Annotated in this window: 32 protein-coding genes; 9 read left to right on the top strand and 23 right to left on the bottom strand. The window is 65.2% G+C overall.

Features of this window, described 5'->3' with window-relative positions:
- The 18 genes from H0X91_RS18075 to H0X91_RS17990 are packed head-to-tail and all read right to left on the bottom strand — an operon-like array spanning position 1 to position 11,727.
- The gene (locus H0X91_RS18075; RefSeq protein WP_196433199.1) at positions 1-1,401 is read right to left on the bottom strand and encodes a hypothetical protein; all 1,401 of its coding nucleotides are present in this window, start codon (positions 1,399-1,401) and stop codon (positions 1-3) included.
- Positions 1,398-1,676, bottom strand: coding sequence for a hypothetical protein (locus H0X91_RS18070; RefSeq protein ID WP_196433198.1), 279 nt, complete (start codon positions 1,674-1,676; stop codon positions 1,398-1,400). The genes H0X91_RS18075 and H0X91_RS18070 overlap by 4 nt, the downstream gene beginning before the upstream one ends.
- Positions 1,677-1,976, bottom strand: coding sequence for a hypothetical protein (locus tag H0X91_RS18065; protein WP_196433197.1), 300 nt, complete (start codon positions 1,974-1,976; stop codon positions 1,677-1,679).
- Between the two features lie 10 nt (positions 1,977-1,986).
- Positions 1,987-2,412, bottom strand: a complete 426-nt coding sequence (locus tag H0X91_RS18060; RefSeq protein ID WP_196433196.1) for a hypothetical protein — start codon at positions 2,410-2,412, stop codon at positions 1,987-1,989.
- A 1-nt stretch (position 2,413) separates the two neighbouring features.
- Positions 2,414-3,187, bottom strand: coding sequence for a hypothetical protein (locus H0X91_RS18055; protein ID WP_196433195.1), 774 nt, complete (start codon positions 3,185-3,187; stop codon positions 2,414-2,416).
- A 12-nt stretch (positions 3,188-3,199) separates the two neighbouring features.
- Positions 3,200-3,385, bottom strand: a complete 186-nt coding sequence (locus tag H0X91_RS18050) for a hypothetical protein (RefSeq protein ID WP_059530864.1) — start codon at positions 3,383-3,385, stop codon at positions 3,200-3,202.
- Between the two features lie 55 nt (positions 3,386-3,440).
- Positions 3,441-4,355: a hypothetical protein gene (locus H0X91_RS18045; RefSeq protein WP_196433194.1), complete on the bottom strand. Its 915-nt coding sequence runs from the start codon at positions 4,353-4,355 to the stop codon at positions 3,441-3,443.
- Between the two features lie 27 nt (positions 4,356-4,382).
- Entirely contained in the window at positions 4,383-5,009 is a 627-nt protein-coding gene (locus H0X91_RS18040; RefSeq protein ID WP_196433193.1) for a hypothetical protein, read from the bottom strand.
- 20 nt (positions 5,010-5,029) lie between these two features.
- Positions 5,030-5,626 carry a hypothetical protein gene (locus tag H0X91_RS18035; protein ID WP_196433192.1) on the bottom strand — a complete coding sequence of 199 codons (597 nt, stop codon included), beginning with the start codon at positions 5,624-5,626 and terminating at the stop codon, positions 5,030-5,032.
- Positions 5,626-6,513 (bottom strand): hypothetical protein, encoded by an 888-nt coding sequence (locus tag H0X91_RS18030; RefSeq protein ID WP_196433191.1) that lies wholly within the window; start codon positions 6,511-6,513, stop codon positions 5,626-5,628. The genes H0X91_RS18035 and H0X91_RS18030 overlap by 1 nt, the downstream gene beginning before the upstream one ends.
- Positions 6,503-6,829 (bottom strand): co-chaperone GroES family protein, encoded by a 327-nt coding sequence (locus tag H0X91_RS18025; protein WP_196433190.1) that lies wholly within the window; start codon positions 6,827-6,829, stop codon positions 6,503-6,505. Before H0X91_RS18025 ends, H0X91_RS18030 begins: the two co-directional genes overlap by 11 nt.
- Positions 6,826-7,083 carry a hypothetical protein gene (locus tag H0X91_RS18020; RefSeq protein ID WP_196433189.1) on the bottom strand — a complete coding sequence of 86 codons (258 nt, stop codon included), beginning with the start codon at positions 7,081-7,083 and terminating at the stop codon, positions 6,826-6,828. The genes H0X91_RS18025 and H0X91_RS18020 overlap by 4 nt, the downstream gene beginning before the upstream one ends.
- The gene (locus tag H0X91_RS18015) at positions 6,998-9,142 is read right to left on the bottom strand and encodes a portal protein (protein WP_196433188.1); all 2,145 of its coding nucleotides are present in this window, start codon (positions 9,140-9,142) and stop codon (positions 6,998-7,000) included. Before H0X91_RS18015 ends, H0X91_RS18020 begins: the two co-directional genes overlap by 86 nt.
- Position 9,143: 1 nt before the next feature.
- Entirely contained in the window at positions 9,144-10,679 is a 1,536-nt protein-coding gene (gene terL / locus H0X91_RS18010) for a phage terminase large subunit (protein WP_196433187.1), read from the bottom strand.
- 1 nt (position 10,680) lies between these two features.
- On the bottom strand, positions 10,681-10,830 hold the full coding sequence (locus H0X91_RS18005) for a hypothetical protein (RefSeq protein WP_196433186.1): 150 nt from the start codon (positions 10,828-10,830) through the stop codon (positions 10,681-10,683).
- A complete protein-coding gene (locus H0X91_RS18000; RefSeq protein ID WP_196433185.1) occupies positions 10,827-10,964 on the bottom strand; it encodes a hypothetical protein in 138 nt (45 codons plus the stop codon). Before H0X91_RS18000 ends, H0X91_RS18005 begins: the two co-directional genes overlap by 4 nt.
- A gap of 2 nt (positions 10,965-10,966) precedes the next feature.
- A complete protein-coding gene (locus H0X91_RS17995; protein ID WP_196433184.1) occupies positions 10,967-11,131 on the bottom strand; it encodes a hypothetical protein in 165 nt (54 codons plus the stop codon).
- An 11-nt stretch (positions 11,132-11,142) separates the two neighbouring features.
- Positions 11,143-11,727 carry a hypothetical protein gene (locus tag H0X91_RS17990; RefSeq protein ID WP_196433183.1) on the bottom strand — a complete coding sequence of 195 codons (585 nt, stop codon included), beginning with the start codon at positions 11,725-11,727 and terminating at the stop codon, positions 11,143-11,145.
- Positions 11,728-11,794: 67 nt separating this feature from the next.
- Between H0X91_RS17990 and H0X91_RS17985 the strand changes: the two genes are divergently transcribed.
- Both H0X91_RS17985 and H0X91_RS17980 read left to right on the top strand, forming a co-directional pair.
- Entirely contained in the window at positions 11,795-11,974 is a 180-nt protein-coding gene (locus tag H0X91_RS17985; protein ID WP_196433182.1) for a hypothetical protein, read from the top strand.
- The gene (locus H0X91_RS17980; protein WP_196433181.1) at positions 11,959-12,525 is read left to right on the top strand and encodes a hypothetical protein; all 567 of its coding nucleotides are present in this window, start codon (positions 11,959-11,961) and stop codon (positions 12,523-12,525) included. The genes H0X91_RS17985 and H0X91_RS17980 overlap by 16 nt, the downstream gene beginning before the upstream one ends.
- A 452-nt stretch (positions 12,526-12,977) precedes the next feature.
- Here the strand turns inward: H0X91_RS17980 and H0X91_RS17975 are convergent, their stop codons facing one another.
- The 4 genes from H0X91_RS17975 to H0X91_RS17960 form a co-directional block, all read right to left on the bottom strand.
- The gene (locus H0X91_RS17975) at positions 12,978-13,343 is read right to left on the bottom strand and encodes a hypothetical protein (RefSeq protein WP_196433180.1); all 366 of its coding nucleotides are present in this window, start codon (positions 13,341-13,343) and stop codon (positions 12,978-12,980) included.
- Positions 13,312-13,536 (bottom strand): hypothetical protein, encoded by a 225-nt coding sequence (locus tag H0X91_RS17970; protein WP_196433179.1) that lies wholly within the window; start codon positions 13,534-13,536, stop codon positions 13,312-13,314. Before H0X91_RS17970 ends, H0X91_RS17975 begins: the two co-directional genes overlap by 32 nt.
- A gap of 215 nt (positions 13,537-13,751) precedes the next feature.
- A complete protein-coding gene (locus H0X91_RS17965; protein WP_196433178.1) occupies positions 13,752-15,983 on the bottom strand; it encodes a VapE domain-containing protein in 2,232 nt (743 codons plus the stop codon).
- Entirely contained in the window at positions 15,980-17,740 is a 1,761-nt protein-coding gene (locus H0X91_RS17960; RefSeq protein WP_196433177.1) for a DNA cytosine methyltransferase, read from the bottom strand. The genes H0X91_RS17965 and H0X91_RS17960 overlap by 4 nt, the downstream gene beginning before the upstream one ends.
- A gap of 70 nt (positions 17,741-17,810) precedes the next feature.
- Between H0X91_RS17960 and H0X91_RS17955 the strand changes: the two genes are divergently transcribed.
- Positions 17,811-18,062, top strand: coding sequence for a hypothetical protein (locus tag H0X91_RS17955; protein ID WP_196433176.1), 252 nt, complete (start codon positions 17,811-17,813; stop codon positions 18,060-18,062).
- On the opposite strand, the gene H0X91_RS17950 is transcribed toward H0X91_RS17955, so the two are convergent.
- Positions 18,063-18,353 (bottom strand): YdaS family helix-turn-helix protein, encoded by a 291-nt coding sequence (locus H0X91_RS17950; RefSeq protein WP_196433175.1) that lies wholly within the window; start codon positions 18,351-18,353, stop codon positions 18,063-18,065.
- 143 nt (positions 18,354-18,496) lie between these two features.
- Here H0X91_RS17950 and H0X91_RS17945 point away from each other — a divergent pair, with 143 nt between their 5' ends.
- The 6 genes from H0X91_RS17945 to H0X91_RS17930 all read left to right on the top strand — a co-directional run.
- Entirely contained in the window at positions 18,497-19,294 is a 798-nt protein-coding gene (locus H0X91_RS17945; protein ID WP_196433174.1) for a helix-turn-helix domain-containing protein, read from the top strand.
- A gap of 118 nt (positions 19,295-19,412) precedes the next feature.
- Positions 19,413-19,544: a hypothetical protein gene (locus H0X91_RS35250; protein WP_269062948.1), complete on the top strand. Its 132-nt coding sequence runs from the start codon at positions 19,413-19,415 to the stop codon at positions 19,542-19,544.
- A gap of 112 nt (positions 19,545-19,656) precedes the next feature.
- Entirely contained in the window at positions 19,657-19,785 is a 129-nt protein-coding gene (locus H0X91_RS35245) for a hypothetical protein (RefSeq protein ID WP_269062947.1), read from the top strand.
- Between the two features lie 2 nt (positions 19,786-19,787).
- Positions 19,788-20,183, top strand: coding sequence for a hypothetical protein (locus tag H0X91_RS17940; RefSeq protein WP_196433173.1), 396 nt, complete (start codon positions 19,788-19,790; stop codon positions 20,181-20,183).
- 3 nt (positions 20,184-20,186) lie between these two features.
- Positions 20,187-20,633 (top strand): hypothetical protein, encoded by a 447-nt coding sequence (locus tag H0X91_RS17935; protein ID WP_196433172.1) that lies wholly within the window; start codon positions 20,187-20,189, stop codon positions 20,631-20,633.
- A gap of 1 nt (position 20,634) precedes the next feature.
- Positions 20,635-21,272, top strand: a 638-nt coding sequence (locus tag H0X91_RS17930; RefSeq protein ID WP_442859780.1) for a DUF7666 domain-containing protein, incomplete at its 3' end; no start/stop codon positions are given.

Here is a 21,272-nt window from a genome sequence, read left to right as displayed (position 1 = left end):
TCAACCGCCCACCCATGCCGTGCCGTTGTAGATGACCGGGCAGAACGTCGTGCCGCCGCCCGTAATCGCGCCCATGAAGGTGCACGACGTCGCATTCGTCACGATGGCGCGGCGGCCGATCACACCCGGCGGCAAGCCGGCGACCGTATAACTGGCCGTATTGATGGTCGCCCCGGCCGAGAAATTGCCCGTGGCGTCGAGATTGGCCGTTTGCGTCGTCGCGCTCCCGTTCCATTGCCACCACGCGAAACCGCCCGCCGAGCCGCCGCCCTTCGCGTTCACGAAGTCCGTTTCTCCCGAGCCGCTTTGACGGTTCCAACCGATCGATGATGTGCCGGTCGTCGTCGCGTCGCCCGGCAGCGTTTGCCCCGAAATGTTGCCGAGCATGTACGACGTGCCGTTCGCGGACACGTTGCCGGCCGCCGTCACGTTGCCAGAGGTGTCGATTGACACCTTCTGCACGCCGGCCATGTTCGAGAAATTCAGTTGGCCGTTTGCAAAGATAAGCCCGAGCGATGCGCTGGTCGCGTCGCTTCGGATGCGCGATACGATCGTCCCCGCGCTCGCGTACCACGACAGCGCGTGATTCGGGCCCATCAGGATCGCTTCTGCTTCCCCGCTGTTCACGGCGAGCGAGTTGCTGCCGAACACGATCCCATCGTTGAACGCGGTATGGTTGTTGATAATGCCGATCGCGGCCGACGCGTTCACCGCGCCGGCCGTTACGTCCGGGCGGCCGGACGACAACCAGAGTGCGGGCGTTTCGCCGGTCTGCTGCATGTTGTACGGGTCGATCGCGATGCTCGTACCCTGGTTGACCATGTCGATCTCGACACCCTGCGTGATGCCGACACCGGGCGTCGTCGCGCGCGCCTCGAAATAGCCCGCGTAACCCGTCATCACCTGCGTGGTGTTGTTGTTCAGCGCGTAGCCAGCGACACCGATCGTCCCTTGCGAGCCCGCCAGCGTGTTGTCGGATGTGCGAGAGCCGCCGACGAGCGCCAGATACCCGCTCGGCGACAACGACCATGCCGTCGCGCAATTCGTCGTGCAATTGATGATCGGCGAGAGCCAATCGGACGTCGCGCCGAACTTCGCGATCCCCGCCGCGTTGCCGTTCACCACGACTTGAGCGAACGCTGCATTGTTCGGCGTCGTGCCACCGATGACGGGCGGAGCCGCAAGGTAGTTCGCAAACCCGACGCCCGACACCGTGCCGGTCGCCTGGAGCGTCGTGAATGCGCCACTGCTCGGCGCAGAGCCCCCGATCGTCGTGCCGTTGATCGCCCCCGCCGGGATGGTCGCGGATCCGTTGACCTGGAGATTTTGGACTTGATACGTCTGTCCGAGCGCGGCCAGCGATACCAGAAGCGCCGCGATGCCCACAATGATTCGTTTCATACCTGAACTCCAGCAGTGTTACACCAGACGGTCGGTACTACCTGGGCGCAGTAGATGAGCTGCCCGTACGGACCCAGTGTCAAGTCAATGAAAAGTTGCCCCAGCGCGGGAGCCGCCGGGCGGACCGAGCCGACCAGCGCGGGAAAAAAATTCTGGTTGATGTATTGCGTAAGCAGCGACAGCGGTACGTCCGCCGTCCCACCCGAGACGACGCCAGTCAGCGTGTCGGTCGGCTGCAGCGCGCGACTTCCGATCGGATAGCTGCCTTGTTTCATCTACGAAGTCGCCAAGATGGGGGTGCCGAACGTATCGAGAATCGGGCAGCCGTTGGTGTCGAGGAGGATCGCGCTCACGGTCGACACGAACGGCGGCTGCACATCGGGGCGAGACCACGGCACGTACTGCCGATCGATCACGCCCCTCACGAAGTCTTGCGGCTGGCGCGGATTCCAGTCCTGCGGGCAGCACATCAAGCCGTCCCAGCGCTCCTTCAACTGGTTCGAGTGGTAGGCCTGTCCGCAAACATCGCAGATCGCCTTCCATTGCCCCCGCTTCCAGAAATCCGCGCGGCCCATTGCCGCCTCCTTACTGCTTCACCAGGCGCAGCAGCAGCGTGTAGCCGTTGTCGACCGTCGTGCTGGCGCCTTTCGTCGCGATGCCGATGCCGCCCGTCGCGCCGGCGAGGCCCGCGGGCACGTACAGTCCGCCGAAGTCACGGAAGTACTTGTTCGCGCGGCCGATGCAGTCGTAGAACTGCTGCGGCGTCGTGGCGTCCCAGTACAGCAGAACCTGCATCTGCACTTCGGCCTGAATATCCCATTCGATCGAGTCGACGCGCAGCTGCGCCGCGCGCTGGTTGCGCGCCTGATCGATATAGCCGAGCGCGGACGGCAGGATCAACGGCTGGTACGCCAGATCACCCCCGCCCGATCCGCCGTTGTCGCCCTGCACGAGCAGCACGGCATTGCGCGGCCCGTCTTCGAGGATCCGAGCGCTGACGGTCGCCGGCATATCAACGCTCCTTCTGCGCCGTCACGAAGTCGGCCGTCATCGTCTTGCTCGATGCCGTGCCCGACAGCACGCCCAGCGTCAGGTTCAGGTTCGCGGTGGTCAGCGTCGGCGCGAACTTCGCGCACGCGCCGCGCGACGGGTTCACGCTGCCGACGCCGGACTGCGGAATGAAGCCGACCAGCTGGCCCCCGACGTACGCGCCGACGTTGCCGTTGCGGTCGATCGAGAAGGCCAGGTCGATGTTCGTGTTGTTCGCGAGCGCGTACGCCGAAGTCGGGATCGCGAGGTCCGTGTTCGCGCTGCCGACCATGCTGCGCAGAATCAGGTTGTTCGCCGCGCCGCTCGCCTTCAGGAAGTACAGACCGTCGGTCGGCGAGACGAAAGGGTTGGCCTGGCTGTCGACCAGGCCAGCGATGAAGCCAGCGTTCACGGCGTCGCTCACCTGCAGGCGGGCGAGGAAGAAGAACTTCTTCGGCTTCGTGAACGTGAAGCTGGCGGCGGGCAGCTGGATCGCGGCGTAGTCGGTGCCGACCGGCGTCGAACTGTTCGTCGTGAACAGCGCGAGACCGCCATCGCCGGCAGTGTGCGCGACCGAACCGTTACCGGTCTTGCTCTGCGTCCAGATGCTGGTCGTCAGCGACGAATCGAAATCGTCCTGCACGCCGTGATAGAAAAACGGATTGCCCGCGCCGCAGTCGGCGAGGGGTTGCCACGGCGCATCAGTCGTTTGACCGGCCGGGAGCCGAACGGGCGGCTGCGATGCAACAGCGACCATGTGGCGCTCCTATCAGTACATCGTTTTACGGTGCTTCACGCGCGAGCTCGTCGTGCCGCGCGCGGCGCCGCGCGCCGGCTTCGACACGCTGAGCAGCTTTTCGGGGCCGCTCATCGACGCGGAGCCTTTCACAGGCACGCGCGCCTTCGACTTGTGATCGGTCTTCGAGAGCACGCCCGAACGCGTTTTCTTGTTCATCTGGATCCTCACGAAGGCAACGGGGCGCGTGGCCCCGTCACCTGGTCAGCGTCGATTACGGCCCGTTCGAGCCGAACACGCCGCGCCAGTCGGCCATGCCGACCGAGTAGCGCTCGTACGCCTTGTACTTGATGTTCCCCGAGTCGAAGTCGCCGTCGTCCGAGTACTTGATCTTGTTGCGCTCGAACAGGATCGGGCCTTGCTTGGCCATGATGTTCGTGCGGATGAAGAACGCGTGCGGCGCCGTGAAGTAGCGGTTCATCTTCACGCCTTCCGGGAACATGTTCAGGTACTTCAGCGCGTTGATGTCGTTGTTCGCGGTGCCGCTCTGGAACGTCGACTTCAGGATGCGCTGCGCATTGAACATTTCCGACGGGTGCACGTGCAGCGACCGCGGCATCAGCGAAATGCGGTTGCCGCGGTCGTCCGTGGTGAGCCACATCTGGATGCTGAGATCCTCGAGCGCGGCTTCCGACAGGTCGGCCGCCACCGTCAGGGTGTTCGTGCCAGTGCCGCCGCCCTGCAGCGGGTGGGCCGCGCTGATCACGGGCACGCCGTCCGAGCCATTGCGCGTAAACATCGTGTTGTAGAAGTTACCGACAATCGTTTCCTTCGTCTGGCGGAACGAGAAGCCCAGCGCTTCAGCACGCTCCGACGCGACTTGCGGATACAGGTTGTCGTCGATTTCTTCCTGCGTCACGATGTAGCCGAGGCCGTACGCGATGTGGATGAAGCGGGTGATGAAGCCCTGCCACTCGCTGTCGTACATCGTCGGCGTGCCTTCCGGCTTGGCCGGCGCGGCGCCGTAGCCGACAACCTGGACGATTTCCTCGTACGCCTTCTTCGAGCTGAAGACCTCGACCAGCGGCTTCCATTCCTGCGCGGTCTCGTTGTAGCCACGGCCGAAGGTCGCAAACAACCCCGGCCAGAGCAGTTTCGGCAAATTGCCGGTGGTGATCACACCTGCCATCTCTTTTCTCCCTGATAGCCTGAGTTGTTACGCGCCAGCCACGCCCGAGCCCGAGAGCTCGTGCAGGTTGAACTTCACGATCCAGCGCGCATTCGCGCCCAGCGAGTTGCCGCCGCCCGGCGCCGGACGCTGGGACAGGCCCATCATCTTGAGCGGGAGCGTGGCCGTCGTCGCGACGGTCGACGTCGTCAGCACCGTGGCCGAGATCGCGAGCGGCGAGGTCGGATTCGTCGGCGTGAAGCCAGCGTTCTTGCTCGCAGCGGCCGCCGTGAGGCCGGACAGGCCGTCGTCCTGCAGCTCGAAGAGCTGGTTCGGGTCGTCGGCGACTTCGACGTAGTAGCCCTGCGTCTTCGTCGCCGGGATGCCGATGTTTTCGAGCGCGAGCGGCGTGCCGATCAACGACGGCGTGCCCACGGCCGGAACCGGCAGGACCGCGACGATCACGCCGCGCTGATATTCGGACGCGGCGCCCGTCGACTTCGTCACGCACGGAAAGCCGTTCGCCGTGTCGGCGCCCACCACCGACTTCACCGCGTCGCCGATCGAATACTGGTTCGTATCCGTCGACGGGATGTAGTAGATGTTGGTCTGACCTTGGTACGTGTTGATGCCGCGCACCGGAACAAAGCCCATCGGGGCAACCACGTTCGCCATTGCTTCTCTCCCTGTTCAGATCACGTCACGGTGCGCGTGAATTCGCCTTCACGTCGCACCAGTGCCGATCGGCGGTTGTCCGGCAAGTACTTCTCGCCGATCCGATCAGCGTTCATGCCGCCCTGACGGACCATGTCGGCCTCCGTTTGCTTGACCTTCGTCATCGCATCGGTCTGGTCCTCGTCGTACCACTCCTGCCGGATCTTCATCAGGTAGGCGTACAACGGCTCGTTCCGGTCCGTCGTGCCGACGATCGCGCGGATCTTGTCGCCAATATCCGAATTGCGCTCGACGACCTTGTTGCTTTCGGTCAGCTCGACCTCGTCCTTCTTGACGAAGTCGTAGCCGCCCGAGATCGCGCGCTGCAGGCGGCCCGGCGTGTCGTTGATCCAGTGCAGGTGAAAGCCCGGGATCTCCGTCAGCACGTCCAGCTTCTTGTTCGTGCCGTTGAACACGCCGCGCTGCCGCGTGCGCGCTTCATTCACGTTGCGGTCGGCCTGTTCGCGGGTCGCGCGCACCTCGCGCGTGACTTCCTGCGCGACCAGGTCGGCCGCTTCCGTCGAGCCCTTCGCATCCGCCGTAGCGGCGAGGGCGTCCAATCGTTCACGAGCGCGCATCAGCGTTTCCTCCGTTCTTCGTACCCGTAGTACAGCTCGACCCATTGCTGGCGGGTGATCCCGCCTTCCGCGACGGCCTCGTCGCACATCTCCCGCGCGTCCTTCGGCAGCGAGGCGTAAGTGCCCTTGCCTGCCGACCCCGACGTTGCGCCAGGCGTCGTTTCCTCGACCGGGCTCCCGCGACGGGTGAACTTGTGCGGAAACGCGCGCTTCACGCGGCGCGAGACTTCCTCGAGGAGTTCGGGGAACGGCATTCCGGGGTTTTGCTGCCGGATTTGCTGTCCCATCCCGCCGGCGTAGGCCGACAGGTCCTCGTCGCGCTCGAACCACGGATTACGCTCAGCCCATTCGACGAGCACGGGGTTCTTGCGCCAGTCCTGCTGCGGAGTGCTGGGTTTCGATGCAGTGCTGTCGGGGGCTTCCGGGAGGTCCGGGCCGCGCTCGCGGAGCGTGTCGATCTGCTCGTCGATCTCGGCCGCCTGGTCATGCTCGCCGGCCCGGATCGCTTCGCGCTTCTGCGCCTTCAAAAAGGCGAGCTGCTGATCGAACTCTTCCTTCTGCTTTTTGATCTGCAGGTCGAAGATGCGCTTGTGAGCCGCATCCATGCCCTGCATCTGCTTTTTGAGAGCGTCGAGCTCTTTCGCCTGACGGTCCAGTGCCTTGCGCAGCTGGCCGTTGTGCTTCGAATGGTTCTCGAGGAACTCATCGGCGGGCGACCACGGGGCCCGTCCGGTGTACTCCTCTTCGGGTACCCAGCCCAGCGCGCGCGCCTGTTCCTCGACGTCGCCCGCCGTCGTGTCGTCGCCGGGCTCCGTTGCAGTTGAACGGTAGTCCTGAATATCTTGGGTGTCAACGTTCTGATCGTCGACTTGCTCGTCAACCTGCATTTTCCACCTCCATCTCAAGGCCGACCACATCCAGATCGTTCAAGATCCGGTACTTGGCGCCATCGTGGCCGGCCCATACCAGGCCGGAATATTTGCCGAACACGATCCGGTCGCCCGGCTTGCACCAGTCGCCGACCGGCGTGTCCTTCCAGCAGCCGTCGCCGACGGCGACGACCGTGCCTTTCACCTGCGCCATCTCGTCGCGGCCGGTCGTTTCCTCGACCAGGAGCAGGCCGCTGGCCGTCTTCTTCTCGACCGAATCCGGCTTGACGAGCAAGCGGTGTCCCAGCGGTTGGAATCCCGAAGTGTTCTTCACGACACAACCTCCTCGGTAATGCGCACGACGTCGTCGTAGTCGAGGTCGATGACCCGCTGCGCGAACCGAACGTTCTCGACCGCGGCGAGGTTCGCGACGGCGATGTCCTGCGCGTTACGGCCCGCTGTCAGCTCGCCGGCCGCCCAGGCATCTTTCGCGAGCGCGATTTCAGCCTTGAGGTACGCCTTGAACGCCAGCGTTTCCGGCTGGGTTTGCCATGCCTCCCACTGCTCCTTGCTGAGGGGTGTTCCCATTGCTTGCTCCTGGTTGCGTTTGTGCCATCTGGTCGAAAATCTGCGAGTAACCGGCGATGGCCCCGGTCAGTTGATCCTGGAATTGCTTCGCGGCGCGCAGTTCCTGATCCATCAGGGATAGGATCTGGCCGTTCTCGGCGACGCCGGCCTCCGTGCGCAGCTTCAGCGCCTGAGCCTCGAGTTGCATGATCTTGGCCTGGTTCAGGCGTGCGTTTTCCATCAGCTCGAGCTGATGGCGGCGGTCGGCGGCCTCGATCTTGGCCTTCTCGACGCTCGCCTTGATCTGCGCGACCATGACGTTCGGCGGCGGCGACGGCTGCTGCGCGCCCGGCGTGCCCGGTTTCGGGAAAATCTCGTCGATGTTCGGCACTTCCATGCTTTCGAGCAGCCGGCGCTCGACGGCGTATCGGTTGTAGCCCGGCATGGAGCCGGCCAGCTGGCGGATCGTCATGTTCCGCTGCACCAGCTTCTCGCGCGATGCGATCGTGGGATCCGCGCTCGGCAGCACGGACTTGTTGGACTCGAAGTAGTCCTCCCAGAGCGCGTATCCGCCGTTGCCGGTGTCGTCGGCGTAGTCGAAGCGGCCCGACAGCGGCTTCGCCAGGTAGTTGAGGCGGTAGATGAGGCGGAACTCGCGCTTCATCGCGCGATACGTGCGTTTGTAGATGCCGTTGAATACCTTCTCGCCCTGCTCGATCACGGCTTCGGTCGTCCCGACCTTCTGGTTCTGCCCGGGGTTCTCGCCGGTCGCCGCGTCGGTGGCCATGCCGATCCGCGCGCCCCACTCGATCAGCAGGTTCAGCAGCTGGAACAGTACGCCGGACGGCTCGCGCACCGGCAGCGGGTAGATGCCTTTGTGCAGGTCTTCGGCCGTCGAGTCGGTGCGCTTCCACTCCTGCGGCTTGAAGCTGTATTCGCCTGTTCCCTTCAGGCGGATGCCGCGCGCGAGGAAGCCGCCGCCCAGATTCGACATCGTGCCGGCATCGAACATCTGGTTCATCGCCGTGTCGACGGCGTCGTTCACCGCGCCGAGCAGCATGCCGAAGCCCATCCCGTAGATCGAGCCGTCCGGCGCCGGGATAAATTCGAGCTTCGAGAAATACTGCTCCGGCTCGATGCGCACGATCTCACCGTTCTCGTTGCGTTCGACGCGGTCGTCCTCGAAGCGCGCGACCAGGCGATACAGCGTGCCATCGTCGGCGCGCACCGACGCGATATACGGCTCGCGCATCCCGTCGCCGTCGAGGTCGATCCAGCAGTGCTGCTCAAGCAGCATGATCGGCATGTCGTCGTCCGCGGCGGGCGGCTGGATGCCGGAAATCTCGTTCTCGGCCTCGGTGATCACGCTCGACACCGGCATGCTGCGCGGCGTCTCCTCGTCGGACGCATCGTCCGGCGCCGACGGAGATGCCGCGCGCGAAAACAGGCCGCGGCGCACGCGCTCCTCGATCTCGTCGCGCGACAAGCCGATCACGTGCGTGATCCGCGGCGCGGTTTCGAGCGACTTCGCCCAGTAGTTGACGACCAGATCCTTCGGCATCACGAGCTCGGACACGACGCAGCGCCGGCTGGAGCTGTTGTACGTCTTCTTGAACGCGCAGCCCATAATCGCCTGGACGATCAGCGCCTTGTCGGTCGAGTCCTCCCACTGGGCGTCCTCTTCCATGACCTGGAAGCTCATGTGCTCCGACACGCGCTTCGCCCGCTGCGCCTTCTTCCCGTCCGGGTCGTCGCCGATCACGCGGCATTTCACCGGGTATCCGCTCGGCACCAACGCCGGGTAGGCGCGCGCGTGGTACTGGAGCGTCGCGATCGTGATCAGCGGGAATTTGATGTTCGACGCCTTCGGCCACGGCCACGTCTTCTCTTCGGCGAGTTGCATCACGCGCTTCTCGGCCTCGGCGTACCGGTCCTCCCACTGCGACCGGCTCTGCCTGTCGGCGTCGTACTGGCGGCGGACGGTCTCGCCGACGAGCGCGACGTCGTCCTCGTGCATGTGCTCGACGAGGTTGTTCGATCCGACGATCGTCTCGAACTTGACGGGGTGTGCGATCTGCATCTCAGTATCCGGTTGTGCGGTTGCGGCCGCTCTGGTTCGCCTCGGCCAGCTCCTCGGCGTATTCCTGCTCCTCGAGCTCGTCCTCGGTCGGCGGCGCGATCACCTCATCGAGCGCGAGGCCGAGCTGGCTGAGCGTGTCGACGATGTCGTCGTGCGCGCCGCGCGGGAACTGCAGCAGTTCCTGCTCGACGTCGTCGTACCAATCCGCGCCCTTGTCGAAGCGCACGCGGCCGGCCTTCATCCGTGCCTGGATCGAGCGGGCCCGCGTGACCTTGTCCTTGCCCGGCACCATCAGGTGCAGCGACAGGAACGTGTTCCGGCGCGCCATCTCCTCATTCAGGTATGGGCCGAGCGCTTTCAGGATCGCGCCCGACTCGACGAACCAGAGCACCGGCTCGTATTCGTCCTGCACTGCAAAGATGTGGTCGACCAGCGTTTTCGGATCCCACCGACCCTTGCGGCAGTCGACGATGTCGAGGTACTGCGCGGCGTCGAGCGTCGCGACGCTGATCACGGAGCGGTCGGCCGACTGCCGGGTCGATACGGCGAGGTCGACAGACGCGTAGAAGTTGACGAGCCGGCGGCCAGGCGCCAGTTCCCAGTCGCGATAGCACTCATCCGGCAGGTCGAGCAGGTGCTCGCGCTCGAAGAATGCGTTGCCCTCGGCGATCGGCCGGTTCAGGTATTCCTGGGAGTACGCGTCGGCCTGCCCCTGGTTCACGAACGTCTGGCGCACCGCGCGCAGCCGCTCCTCGGTCCATGCTTCCGGCCAGAGGATGTTCGAGAAATCGTCGAACGCTTCGTGCGCGGCCCAGAGGTGCGTGACCCAACCCGGGTCGTCCATCAGCTCGGCGAGCAGCGAGTTGAACGCGAGGATCGTGCCAACGATGCGGATCAGGCAATCCTTCGCGCCGGCCGGCAGGAGCTGCTTGAAGAACCAGCCCTTGAATTTCTTCAGGCGCTCGGGGTTCGTCACGATCTCGTCGAATTCGAGGTCGTCGCCGAGGATCAGGTTCGGCCGCTTGCCGCGCCATTTCAGCCCGCGCAGGCGCTGTTCGGAGCCCTTCGCAATGACGCGCACCAGGTGCCCGTCCGCGAACTCGACGATGATCTCGGTCTCCGTATCTTTCAGCAGCTGCTTCACGCGGAAGTCGGCGCAGAGATCCTCGTTCTCGTAGAACTCGGTCTTGATCTCCTTGAGCTGGTGGACCGCCTGCGTCTCGGAGTCGGACACGATCATGATGTGATCGCGCATCCGGAACACGATCGCAGCGAGCGCGAACGTCAGCGTGATCGACGTGCTCTTCGAGTGCCCGCGCGGCGCCGCCCAGGCGCAGTACAGGTTGTCCTCGTTCGCCGCCTCGTCCCACATCGTCCGGTGAAACGCCGCGGTCGGCGCCGGCGAGTCGAACTTGTCGAACAGGTAGACCTTCTGGAACCCCTCGATCAGCGCGGCGTCGAGCTTCGTGCGCGTCGGCTTCAGGTTCGGCCGCGTGACGCGGACCGTCTGCGTCGGCGAGCGCGCGAGCTGCGGCATGTCAGGCCCCGAGGTTGCGGCCGAGCGCCCACGCGCGCGCCAGATCGGCATCCAGGCGCGAGCAGAACGAATCGGTCACGGCAACCCAGCGGCCGCACACCATCGCGAGGTGCGGCTTGCCGAGTCGGGGGTGCTGAGATGCGAGCCTCATTTCGCGCGGTGCTTGCGCTGCCGCTCCGGCAGTTGCTTGCTGGTGGGCGACTTGCCGGTCGGCTCGGCGCGCTTCATGGGCGACTTGCCGGGCTTGCGCTTTTCGCCCTTATGGGCGCGGGAATTCGCGGGCATGTTCAGTCCTCCTTCTTCCAATCGCCGTCGGCATCGAGGTGCGCCGGCGGCCAGCCACGAGCAGCCACCATTGCGACTCGATACAGGCGAGAAACGATCGACGCTGCAACAAACGCCAGAATCACCGTCAAGAGCGGGTGCGCGTCCATGAATTCGTAACCGTTCATCGGTTCGCTCCTCACACCAGGTCCGACACGTCATCGGCCGGCGCGCCGCCGACCACCTCGTGCGCCTCGACGTCGACCGCAGCGTCGTTGCGCATCGCCTTCTGCTGGATCGCTGCCTCGCGCAGCTTGTCCGCGATGCGCTCCAGCGCCGACATCTCCGGGTTCTCGTCCTCTTCCGGCGCCTTGCGCAGCGCCGCGCGCTTGTCGAACAGCACGCCGGTGATGATCGCGAGGTCGCGCGCGGGCACGGGCACGCTCTCCACCTCGATGCGCGCGTGCTCGCCGCGGCCGACGGTGATCACCTTGCGATCGCCGTTCTCGATCCGTTCCTCGAGCTGCTCGAGCGACTGGTCGAGGATCTTCGTGATGCGCGCGTCGAGCCGCTTGTCGCGCGCGCGGCGCAGCTCGCGCAGCGCCTTCTCGAACCACGCGGCCTTCACCCACTCCTGCGCGGTCCTCCGGTGCACGCCCGCGATCGCCGCGGACTCGCTCTGCTTGCCGGTCTCGAAGTACGCGGCGACGAATGCGTCGCGCCGCGCCTCGTCGGGCTCGGTATCGATCGGCTGACCTGCGATGGCGTTGCGTGGCTTATTCATGGACTTTCTAAGGATTGCGAAACATCATAAGCACACGCACACCGCAAACCCAAGCTTTCGATTTTCCATGGACCAGCCCAAAGACATCTCGCAATGCCACTTCCGTCTGCACGACGGGCTCTGGCATTGCGAGCACACGCAGTTCGCGGTTGTCGGCACCGGCGAGACCGTCGGCGACGCGTACCGCACTTTCCTTGCCGCCGTGCGCGGCGTTCACCCCAGGAGCCCACAATGTCCGACCTCTTGACCCCCGAAACCACCGACGCGCCGCCGGCGCCCGACGCGGGAAACGCGCCTGCCGTCGATGCGACGGCGCCCTCGACGCCGGTCCCTTCGCCTACTGCTGTCGATGCTGCCTCGACTGGCGGCGCGACGGATTCCCTCCCCTCGACGCCGGTCGCGCCGGCGCCCGAGGGGATCCCCGCGGCTGGCCCTGGTGAGCAGATCGCGCCGCTCGCCGGCAGCGCGGCGCAGGCCGTGCCCGACGTGGCGGCCGAGGCTGTTGCGCTGGGGGAAGGCGTTGCGCCGCCTGCGGACGGCGCTGCCGCAAGCGCTACGGCATCGTCTGCGAGCACTGCCTCGCCCGACTCCGGCACCGCGGCCGGCCAAAGTGATGCGCCGGCAGCCGAGGGCGCCCCGCTCTCGACGCTCGACCTCCTCGAGCAACTGCCGGCCGAGGTGGTCGGCGTCGTACACACGATCCTGTCGCACGTCGAGGCCGAGTTCGTCGACGTGTCGATCGGCCTGGGCCTGGCGAAGCTGGTGGGCCTGAAGGAGGCGCTTGCCGCGAAACTCTGATCGCGCGTCGCGCGTCGATGTCGGCCCCGCTTCGGCGGGGCTTTTTGTTTGTTGGACGCCGCGCGCTGCGGATTGGGTTGAACGCGTAAAATATTGCGCGTGTGCCTCGGGCGGGTCCCTTTGTCGCTGGGCGCGCGTCGGAAACAGGGTAGTAACCGTTACCTTACGTCGCGATTTACCCCCTCCGGGTCGGGAGAATATTACAATTCTTACAGAATCCCGCAATGCGAGATAAAATCGGCAGCACACGCGGTCGGAATGCGATAATGCCCATTATGTCAAATCATTGTGCGGCGCACCAACTGAATGAAATCAATGAGTTATACGCACCTCGCGATTCGAAGGGGGCGTTATTATCGATTGTGCAGCGCAGCATGAAGCTTTTCGCGGTCTCGATCGGGTGCGCGAGGCGGGCCAATCGTCTGACGAAAAGCGCGCCTCGCGGCCCGAAATCAGCCCTTCTCGCGGGCGGCTTTTAAACGGTCGCTTAACATAGCGAAAGACCCACCTCCGCTCACCCAATACCTTGAGCGACGCCCGCATCGCGGACACTGTTGGAGCTTGTATGGCCTTAGGTCGACACCTGGGCACATGTCGCCCACCGACAACGGGAAGCCCGGCAGCTTCGCCAGCTTGATGGCTGCGCGTACCGGGATGTGCCCGCGCTGCGCCCACTTCGTTCCGTTGTGATGCGATTCGCCGAGCGCTCTGGCGAGCGCTGATGCGCTCCCAGCCCACTCGATCGCGATCACCAGAGCGCGGGCCGCCAGCGCGTTGCAGAACTCGTCAGCGGCCTTCTGCAAGTCGCCCTTGGCCATGGCTCACCTCATCGATCAGAACCGACGTCACGCTCTTTCCGCGCGGCCGGATGCGCGCCGCATGGCGCTGGGTATCGATCTCGTCGGCGAGCGCGAACAACGCGCGCTCGACCAGCGCCTCAACCGTCAAGCCCATCGCCCGCGCTTCGCGTTGAAACCGGGCGTGGAGGGCGGGGGAAATTCCAGCTTTCATTTTGCACTCCTTATCGAACACGTAAAAAATTGCACCTAACGACGGATGCACCAATCTGCGAAAAACTACAAGCCCACTTCCCTCTCCAACCTCACCACCCCTCACTACCTATTTCCTCTGTTTCCCGTAATACGACTTTTTATCGCACCTGTTATTAGTTACAAAATCAGTGGAGAGGTAGTGAGGAATCCTTGAAACTACCGCTGCATAAGCCTCTACGCCTCACTACCTAGGAGGTGAGAGGTAGTGAGAGGTAGTGAGGGAACACGTGCCCATACCCAAGCGCTGCGCTTCTCAACCCATTTCGACACCCGCTCGTAACCCAAAGCGCGCAGACATTTGCCAATCCGCATTTCTTCGCGCCTTCCCAGCGAACGCGCCTCGATCTTCAACGCGCCGCGCGCCACGTCGCAAACGCGCAGAAAATCGCACGTTGCGTTGGTTTCTCCGCTCTCAGCGAAGTCCTGCGGCGCGTCGAGCCAGTCGCTGATGAGCTGCGTCCACTCGTCCTGAATCTTGTGCCGGCCGTGCACCTCGCGCGCCAGCCGCTCGGCATCCTGCCAGGCGATGCCCTCGACGATGAATGCGTCGCGCGCCTCGGCCCAGAGATGCAACCGGTCGCGCGCGATCGCATCCGCGTCGCACTGCCCGACCTCGGCCGGCAGCCAGCGGCGCTCGCCGGTATCGTCGTCGAGGAACTGCAACTGGTTCGACGTGCCGATGAACACGGAGCGGCGCGGGAACGTCGTGCCGAACTCCTCGTACTTCGGGATCCAGCTCTCGTCGGTCCGGCTGATGAACGCCTTGATCGCCTCGGCGTCGCGCGAGTGCAGGCCGCGCAGCTCGCCCAGCTCGATCACCAGCTTGCCGCGCATCTGCCGGCTGGTGTCCGCGTCGCGGTCGGCCAGGTTCATCTCCGAGAAGAACTCGCGCGCCGGGCTGATCGCCTTCACGCTGCGCGTCTTGCCGACGCCCTGCCCACCGATCAGCACGGGGACCATCGGCGCCTCGCAGCCGGGCTCCATCACGCGCCCCGCGAGCGCCGTCCAGAGGTATCGGCTGACGGCCCGGGTGTACGGCGTGTCGGCCGCGCCGAGGTAGTCGCGCAGGAACGTGTCGATGCGCGGCACGCCGTCGTGCCGCAGCGCTTCGAGCCACGTGATGGCGGTGTCGAACCGGTTTTCCTTCGCGATCAGTGCGATCGCATCGCGCGCGAGCTCCTTGCTCAGCCGCTTGAACCCGCACCGCTCCATCTGGATGCGGATCGCGGAGACATCCTGGTCTTCGAACGGTCGCCAGCCGCCCGTGCCGCGCTCGGCCAGCATCATCTCGGCGCGGAACGTGTCGTAGCGGATCTCGAACCCGATTTCGTACGGGTCGCGCACGGCCTTCGCCGCGTTGTCCAGCGTCGCCTCGATCTTGCCCTGCTTGTCGCGCACGTAGCGCGGCCGCTCGCGCTCTGCCGCGCCCGCCGTCGACGCCACGACGACCTCGAACTCCTCGGCCGCAGTCTCGGCGTAGCCGACCGCCTCGAGGAACTCGCCGTCGCCGCGCCCGGTGCAGTGCCCATGCAGGCATTTGAAGTGGCCGCGGTCGTAGCCGTTCGTGCCGGCCGGGAACCAGACCGTCGAGCCGTCGCCCGCCTCGCCCGTGGTGTGCTCGTGCTGCCAGGGGCACGCCAGCTGCAGCGCGCCCTCGCGGTCCTCGCCGAGCACCAGCCCCTCGCCGCGCAGCCAGTCGGCCACCGGATCGGGCGCCGCGATGCTGGGCCCGCGCTGTCGCGGCGTCAGGGCGTCGCCCTGCTCCGCTGGCTCGACGGCGAACTGCTTGGCGAGCGCCGACCAGAGCGCTTCGAACTCGTCGACAGCCAACTCGGGCAGCGCCGCCGGCAGCCCGCCGCGCCACTCGTACCGCGCGCCGCTCGGGTGTAGGCCAGCCGCGACGAACTGCTGGCCGGTCGCGAGGAACTCGATCACCCCGCCGTCGACGACGAGCTTGCGCTTCGCGAACCCGCCGGGCATGTAGAAAGCGAGCAGCACCTTGCCCGAGTTCGCGCGGAATCGCGTCGGCAGGTCGTCGCCCAGCCAGAGCGCGATGAAGTCGGTGATCGCGCGCGCCGCGTCCGGGTCCGGGACGTCGATGTCCAGCGCGCGCGCCGCGCGCGTCTGGATGCAGATGCCGTAGTCCGGCTCGTCGGCCCAGCGCGCGAGCTCGTCGTCGCTGGCAGCGTAGCCGGTCCAGCCGGCGATGCCGACGACCTGCCGCGCGGCGTTGTACCGGCTCGGCGTCTTGCCGAGGTCGCGCAGCTTGCTGTCGGGCGAGCGCTCGGCGGCCGTATTGGAGACGACGGGCAGCAGGTCGAGCCCGAGACCGAGCACGAGGTCGAAGTGCAGCCAGTCGGCGGGGCGCGCGCCGGCGCCCCGCTCCTCCGGGTTGGTTGTCGTCATGCGACCACCTGCTGCAGCATCTGCTCGTGAGAGAAGTTCGCGCGGATCAGCGCGGTCGCGACGTCGGGGCACACGCTGTTGCCGATCATGCGCACCTGCGCCGACTTCGACAGCGGCTTGCCGTTCACGACCGGATCGAGCACGTAGCTGTCCGGGAAGCCCTGCGCGCGGGCCAGCTCGCGCGGCGTGAGCATGCGCATGCCGATGTCGACGATCGCATAGTCCTCGCCGTGGATCGTGACCAGGCCGATGCGATCGCGCGTCGGGATCGTGTGCATCGGCTCGCGCGCGTCCTGCCACTGGCCGCCTTCGCCGTAGTACTTGATCAGGAACGCACGAACCTCGGCGTGATGCGTGCCGCCCGCGCTGATCGTGTGAAGCGGCTCGTCGGCGGGCGCACCGTCGCGGCAGGTGCCGCGCAGCTTCACGAGGTGGGAGGCGATGACCGCAGTGTCAGCTTTCGCCGTAACCGTTGCCGTCGGTTCGCTCGCGTCGCGCGGGCGCGACTGGGCGGCGCGGCCGCCGCATCCGACGAGTTGGGCGGTCACGACCGAATGGTGGTCGCTGGTCGTCACGGTGCCGGCCGGTACGTCGATGCGCGTGCCCGTTACGCCGCCGTAGTGCTTCGCGAGGAACGCGGTCACGGCGGCGTGCTTCGCCCCGCCAGCCACGATCGTGCCGAGCGGCTTGTCAAGGCCTGGCACGCGCGGCGCTTGGCCAGACCGCTCGCCGTAGCCGGTTTGGATCAGCGTCGCGGCGACGAGCGCCTGCTCGCCGCGTTGCGCCGTCGTGATGGTCGCGAGTGGAGCGTCGGCCGGCCGCGTGCGGTCGTCGCCCTGGTGCGTGATGTGCATGACGGTCGGCACGACGAGGCCGAAGCGTGGCGCGCCGGCCATGACGGTGTGAATGGGCTCGTCGAGCGTCTGGCCCGTGCTGTTCTGCGAGAACTTCACGATGAACGGGTCGGCGCTGTTCACGACGAACTTCATGATCCCGCGCGCGATGCGGCGCAGCGTCGCGTCCTTCAGCGGGCGCTCGCGCTCGAAGATCGACGGGCACGGGATCGACCAATCGATGCAGTCGGCTGCGGTGCACCACGGCTGCAGCGCGCCGGCGCGCACGGCCGTGCTCTTCGGGTCGCCATGCGTCGGCGTCGGCCAGACGATTGGCAATCCGTCGCGCCGCGCGACGAGGAACAGGCGCTTGCGGATCGTCGGCGCGCCGAAGTCGCACGCGCGCAGCTCGCGGTGCTCGACGCGGTAGCCGTGGCGCGCGAGCGCGTTCACGAACGAGCGGAACGTGCGGCCGCGGTTCTTCGGGCACGGCCGGCCGTCGGCGCTGAGCGGGCCCCAGGTCACGAATTCTTCGACGTTCTCCAGCATGATCACGCGCGGCTTCACGGTCGCGGCCCAGCGCAGTGCGATCCACGCGAGCCCGCGGATCTTCTTCGACACGGGCTTGCCGCCCTTTGCCTTGCTGAAGTGCTTGCAGTCGGGCGACAGCCATACGAGGCCGACCGGCTGGTTGCCGGTGATCGCGACCGGATCGACATCGAATACGCTTTCGCAGTGGTGCGCGGTGTGCGGGTGATTCGCCGCATGCATCGCGAGCGCTTCGGGGTCGTGGTTGATCGCGACGTCGACCGGACGCCCGAACGCCCGCTCAAGGCCGGTGCTGGCTCCGCCGCCGCCGGCAAAGTTGTCGACGATCAATTCGCTGCCGAGGTCGAGCGGAAAGGTTGTCAGATCACGTTTCATGATGTCTGGGCAAAAAGAAAGCCCCCGACCGTGGCAAGATTGCGGATCAGCAACACGGAGGGAGGCAGGAATGAGTCAGACCTATCAAAACCCTTTCGAAGACGTCACGCCGGGCGTGCTGCTCGAACGGATCCAAGGGCTGGTCGCGAAAGCGGAGACCGAAGAAACGAAGCTGTTACTGCAAGCGCTCCGTCTGCACGGCGAGGCGATCGACCTGCGGCTGCGCATGCAGCAGGCGGAGCTCGCCCGCCTGTGCCAGGCCGTCGCGCCGAAACGTGCTGACGCGGCAGGCAAAAACGGGGATTGGCCGTTCCCATCGTGATCAGGCCGGGAGCGGCGCCGGAGAAATCATCGCGAGCATGATCTCGCGCAAGGTGGGGTCGAGCAGCTCCTGCGGCATCACGCGGCGGCCGGTGCATTCGCTGACCAGCAGCACGCGATCAGGCGGCACGTAGCCGTTCCGCACCCAGAGGCTCACCGCCTGCTGGGACACCTTCTTTCCGCACGGCGTCAGGAGCTTCGTCAGCTCTGCGGACAGCGCCGCCTGGCCGCCGATGATGCGGACGGCCTTGGCGATGCCGGGTTCGGGGGTAGCGTGTTTGGGCTGGCTCATTTTTACAAGCACCGATGTTACAAGCATGTAATGATTCTATGCCGCCTTTCGGTTGCTTGCAAATTCTTAAAAGATCCTCAAGTCTTTGATTTCACGCTTGTTGCTTGTTAGACTACAAGTATTCCTTGTATTCCGACATGCATATGAACCCTGAACACGCACTTGCGGATTTCCTGAAGAAGCATCGGGAGGCCGCCGGACTGAACCATCGTCAGTTTGCGGAGGCCATTACGAAGGCTGGCGGAAAGGCCAGCACGCAAGCAGTCCAGCAATGGGAAAACACGGATCCGGAACAACGCACCACCCGCCCAAGTCCCCTAAACCGTATCGCGATAGCTGAAGTTTTGGGGTGCGACCATGCACAACTGGAGGCTGCGTACGCGACGGCGCGCAACGCAACTCCGCGGATAATTCGCCCGTCAACGCGAAGCGCCACGCCTGGTATCCTCAAATTTCAGGAAATGCACCGCCAGTTTGAGCATCGGGTCGCGCGGGCAATTGTTGAAGCGGTCCCAGGCGCGCACACGTATTTCCAGAAGCAGGTGACGCTGTTCGATAACACGCGACAGTTCGACTATTTGTCACCGAATCTGGCTGCCGAATGGGTATTTCGATCCCATCCTGTCTTAAACAATCTGTCGAACCAGATCGAAGCGCATCTCTGGCGGCTCTTATGGCTGTCACGCATTGACGAGGGCGTAGGCGTAAAGCGCGCCTATCTGCTCGCCCTTATCCTTCTTCGCGACCCGGAGCGCAAGTATCCGGATGACTACAGAGAGCAAATCGAGCACCACGTCGCGCGGTTCATGCGCGAATTGCAGATGTTGAAGCTCGACATCCGCATCGTCGTCGCCGAAAAGACCACTGAATTGATCAGTTGCATGCTGTCGTATGAAGGCGCCCCGCAGATGATCTCCTTTCATACGGACCCGGCTTCGTAACTGCCGATTGGTAACACAAGCGTCACTTGTACCACCCGCTGTTCACATCTTGATACAAGCATAGCGCGTCTCTATTCTTGCAAGCACAAGCAAATCACTGCTTGCAAGGACAGAGCCCATGAGCGCAACCCCCATCCTCCCCGGACGTCTGTATAGCGTCCGCTGCACCGCCGGCAAGATCACCGTGATCGCCGCGCATCCGTGCGACGCGATCTGCATCGCCCTCGAACTGCTCGGGAGCGCGGCATGATCACCACCCAGTTCGTCTACGGCTTCCTCGCCGGCGTCGCCACGACGCTCTGCGTGCTGACCGGTGTCGTGCTCGTCGCGATGCGCGGGCTGCACGCGAACGAGGAGTGATCATGCGCCACCACTCCTACGTCAACCTCCGCTACGGCGTCCTCCACTCCGTCGACTACGTCACGTCGTCGGGCCACCGCATCCACGAGCGTTTCGAGACCATCGAATACGCCGACATCGTCTGGTGCTGATCATGCTGACCGTCGAAAACCTCGCGCGGCTCAGTGACCGCGAACTCCTCAACGTGCTCCACGCCGAGCGCGATTCGCTCACCGTCACGCCCGCAGAGCTCGTGCTCGCCGCGCGGCTCGAAGCGATCGTTGATTCGGGCCTGCTGGATCTCGAGCCCGTACTCGACGAGTTCGGCGCCAGCCCTACGGACGTGAAGAACCTGCTCGACGCCGGCATCACCGATACGGAAACGACGATCGGCCTGCTGAAGGAGATCGGCGAGCACGGCATTGAGAACGCGCTGCAGCTGCGTCACGACCTCGAATTCACCCGCAAGTTCTTTGCCCTCGTCGAAGACGCGGGTGAAGTGTTCACCCGCCTCGCTGCTTTCTTGCAGCCTACGAATCAGGAGTCCTAAGTCATGAGTATCGAGAAAACCATCGCCGAGAACACCGCCGCCGTCCTGAAGCTGACGGAGACGCTGCTCGCGTTGAACCTGCAACCGATCGCCGCGCGGCCGGAGGCCGAATCCGCAAAAAAGCCGGATGCCGGGAAGGAGACGCCTGCCCGTACCCCGCGTACTGCGGCAGCTGGCGATGCGTCCGAGAAGAAGGGCGCGAGCTCCGAAAGCGGTGCGTCGTCGGCTGGCGATGCGCCGCCTGCGGACGAACCGGCGGCGCAGACCACGCCGGATGCTGACGCGGCTCCGGTCACGTACGAGCAGGCGTCGGCCGCAGTGACGGGTCTCGCGAAGACGAAGGGCCGCGCAGTCGCGATCGACGTGCTGAAGAAGTTCGGCGCGACGAAGCTGCCGGAAGTGAAGCCGGAGCAGTTCGCCGCGCTGATCAAAGCCTGCGCGGAGGCCTGACATGGACGACAAGACCATCGTCGCCTACAAGGGCTTCGACAAGGACCTGCGCTGCCGCGACTTCCAGTACGAGGTCGGCAAGACGTACGAGCACGTCGGCCCGGTCCGCGCGTGCGGTTCGGGGTTCCATGCCTGCGAAAACCCGCTCGACGTGTGGGCGTACTACCCCGTCAACCAGTCGCGGTTCTGCAAGGTCACCCTGTCGGGCGACATCAGCCGCGACGGTAGCGATTCGAAGGTCGCGGCCCGTCGTATCACGTTGGATGTCGAAATCGGCATCCCGCAGATCATCACCGACGCCGTGAAGTATCTGCTCGACCTGGCGAAGGACGCGACCAGCTTGGCAAAGACGTTGCCGAAGCTCGAATCGAAGGACCACACCGATAACGGTGTTGCGGATACGCGGATCGGCACCAGCGGCTACGGCACGCAGATTGGCACCAGCGGCTACGGCACGCGGATCGGCACCAGCGGCAACGGCACGCAGATCGGCACCAGCGGCTACGGCACGCAGATCGGCACCAGCGGCTACGGCACGCGGATCGGCACCAGCGGCGACAGCACGCAGATCGGCACCAGCGGCAACAGCACGCAGATCGGCACCAGCGGCGACAGCACGCAGATCGGCACCAGCGGCGA

This window comes from Burkholderia sp. 9777_1386 (genome assembly GCF_015712265.1).
Lineage (GTDB): Bacteria > Pseudomonadota > Gammaproteobacteria > Burkholderiales > Burkholderiaceae > Burkholderia > Burkholderia cenocepacia.
Note: the sequence above shows the minus strand (reverse complement) of the source record. Positions and strands in the feature narration are given on the sequence as shown.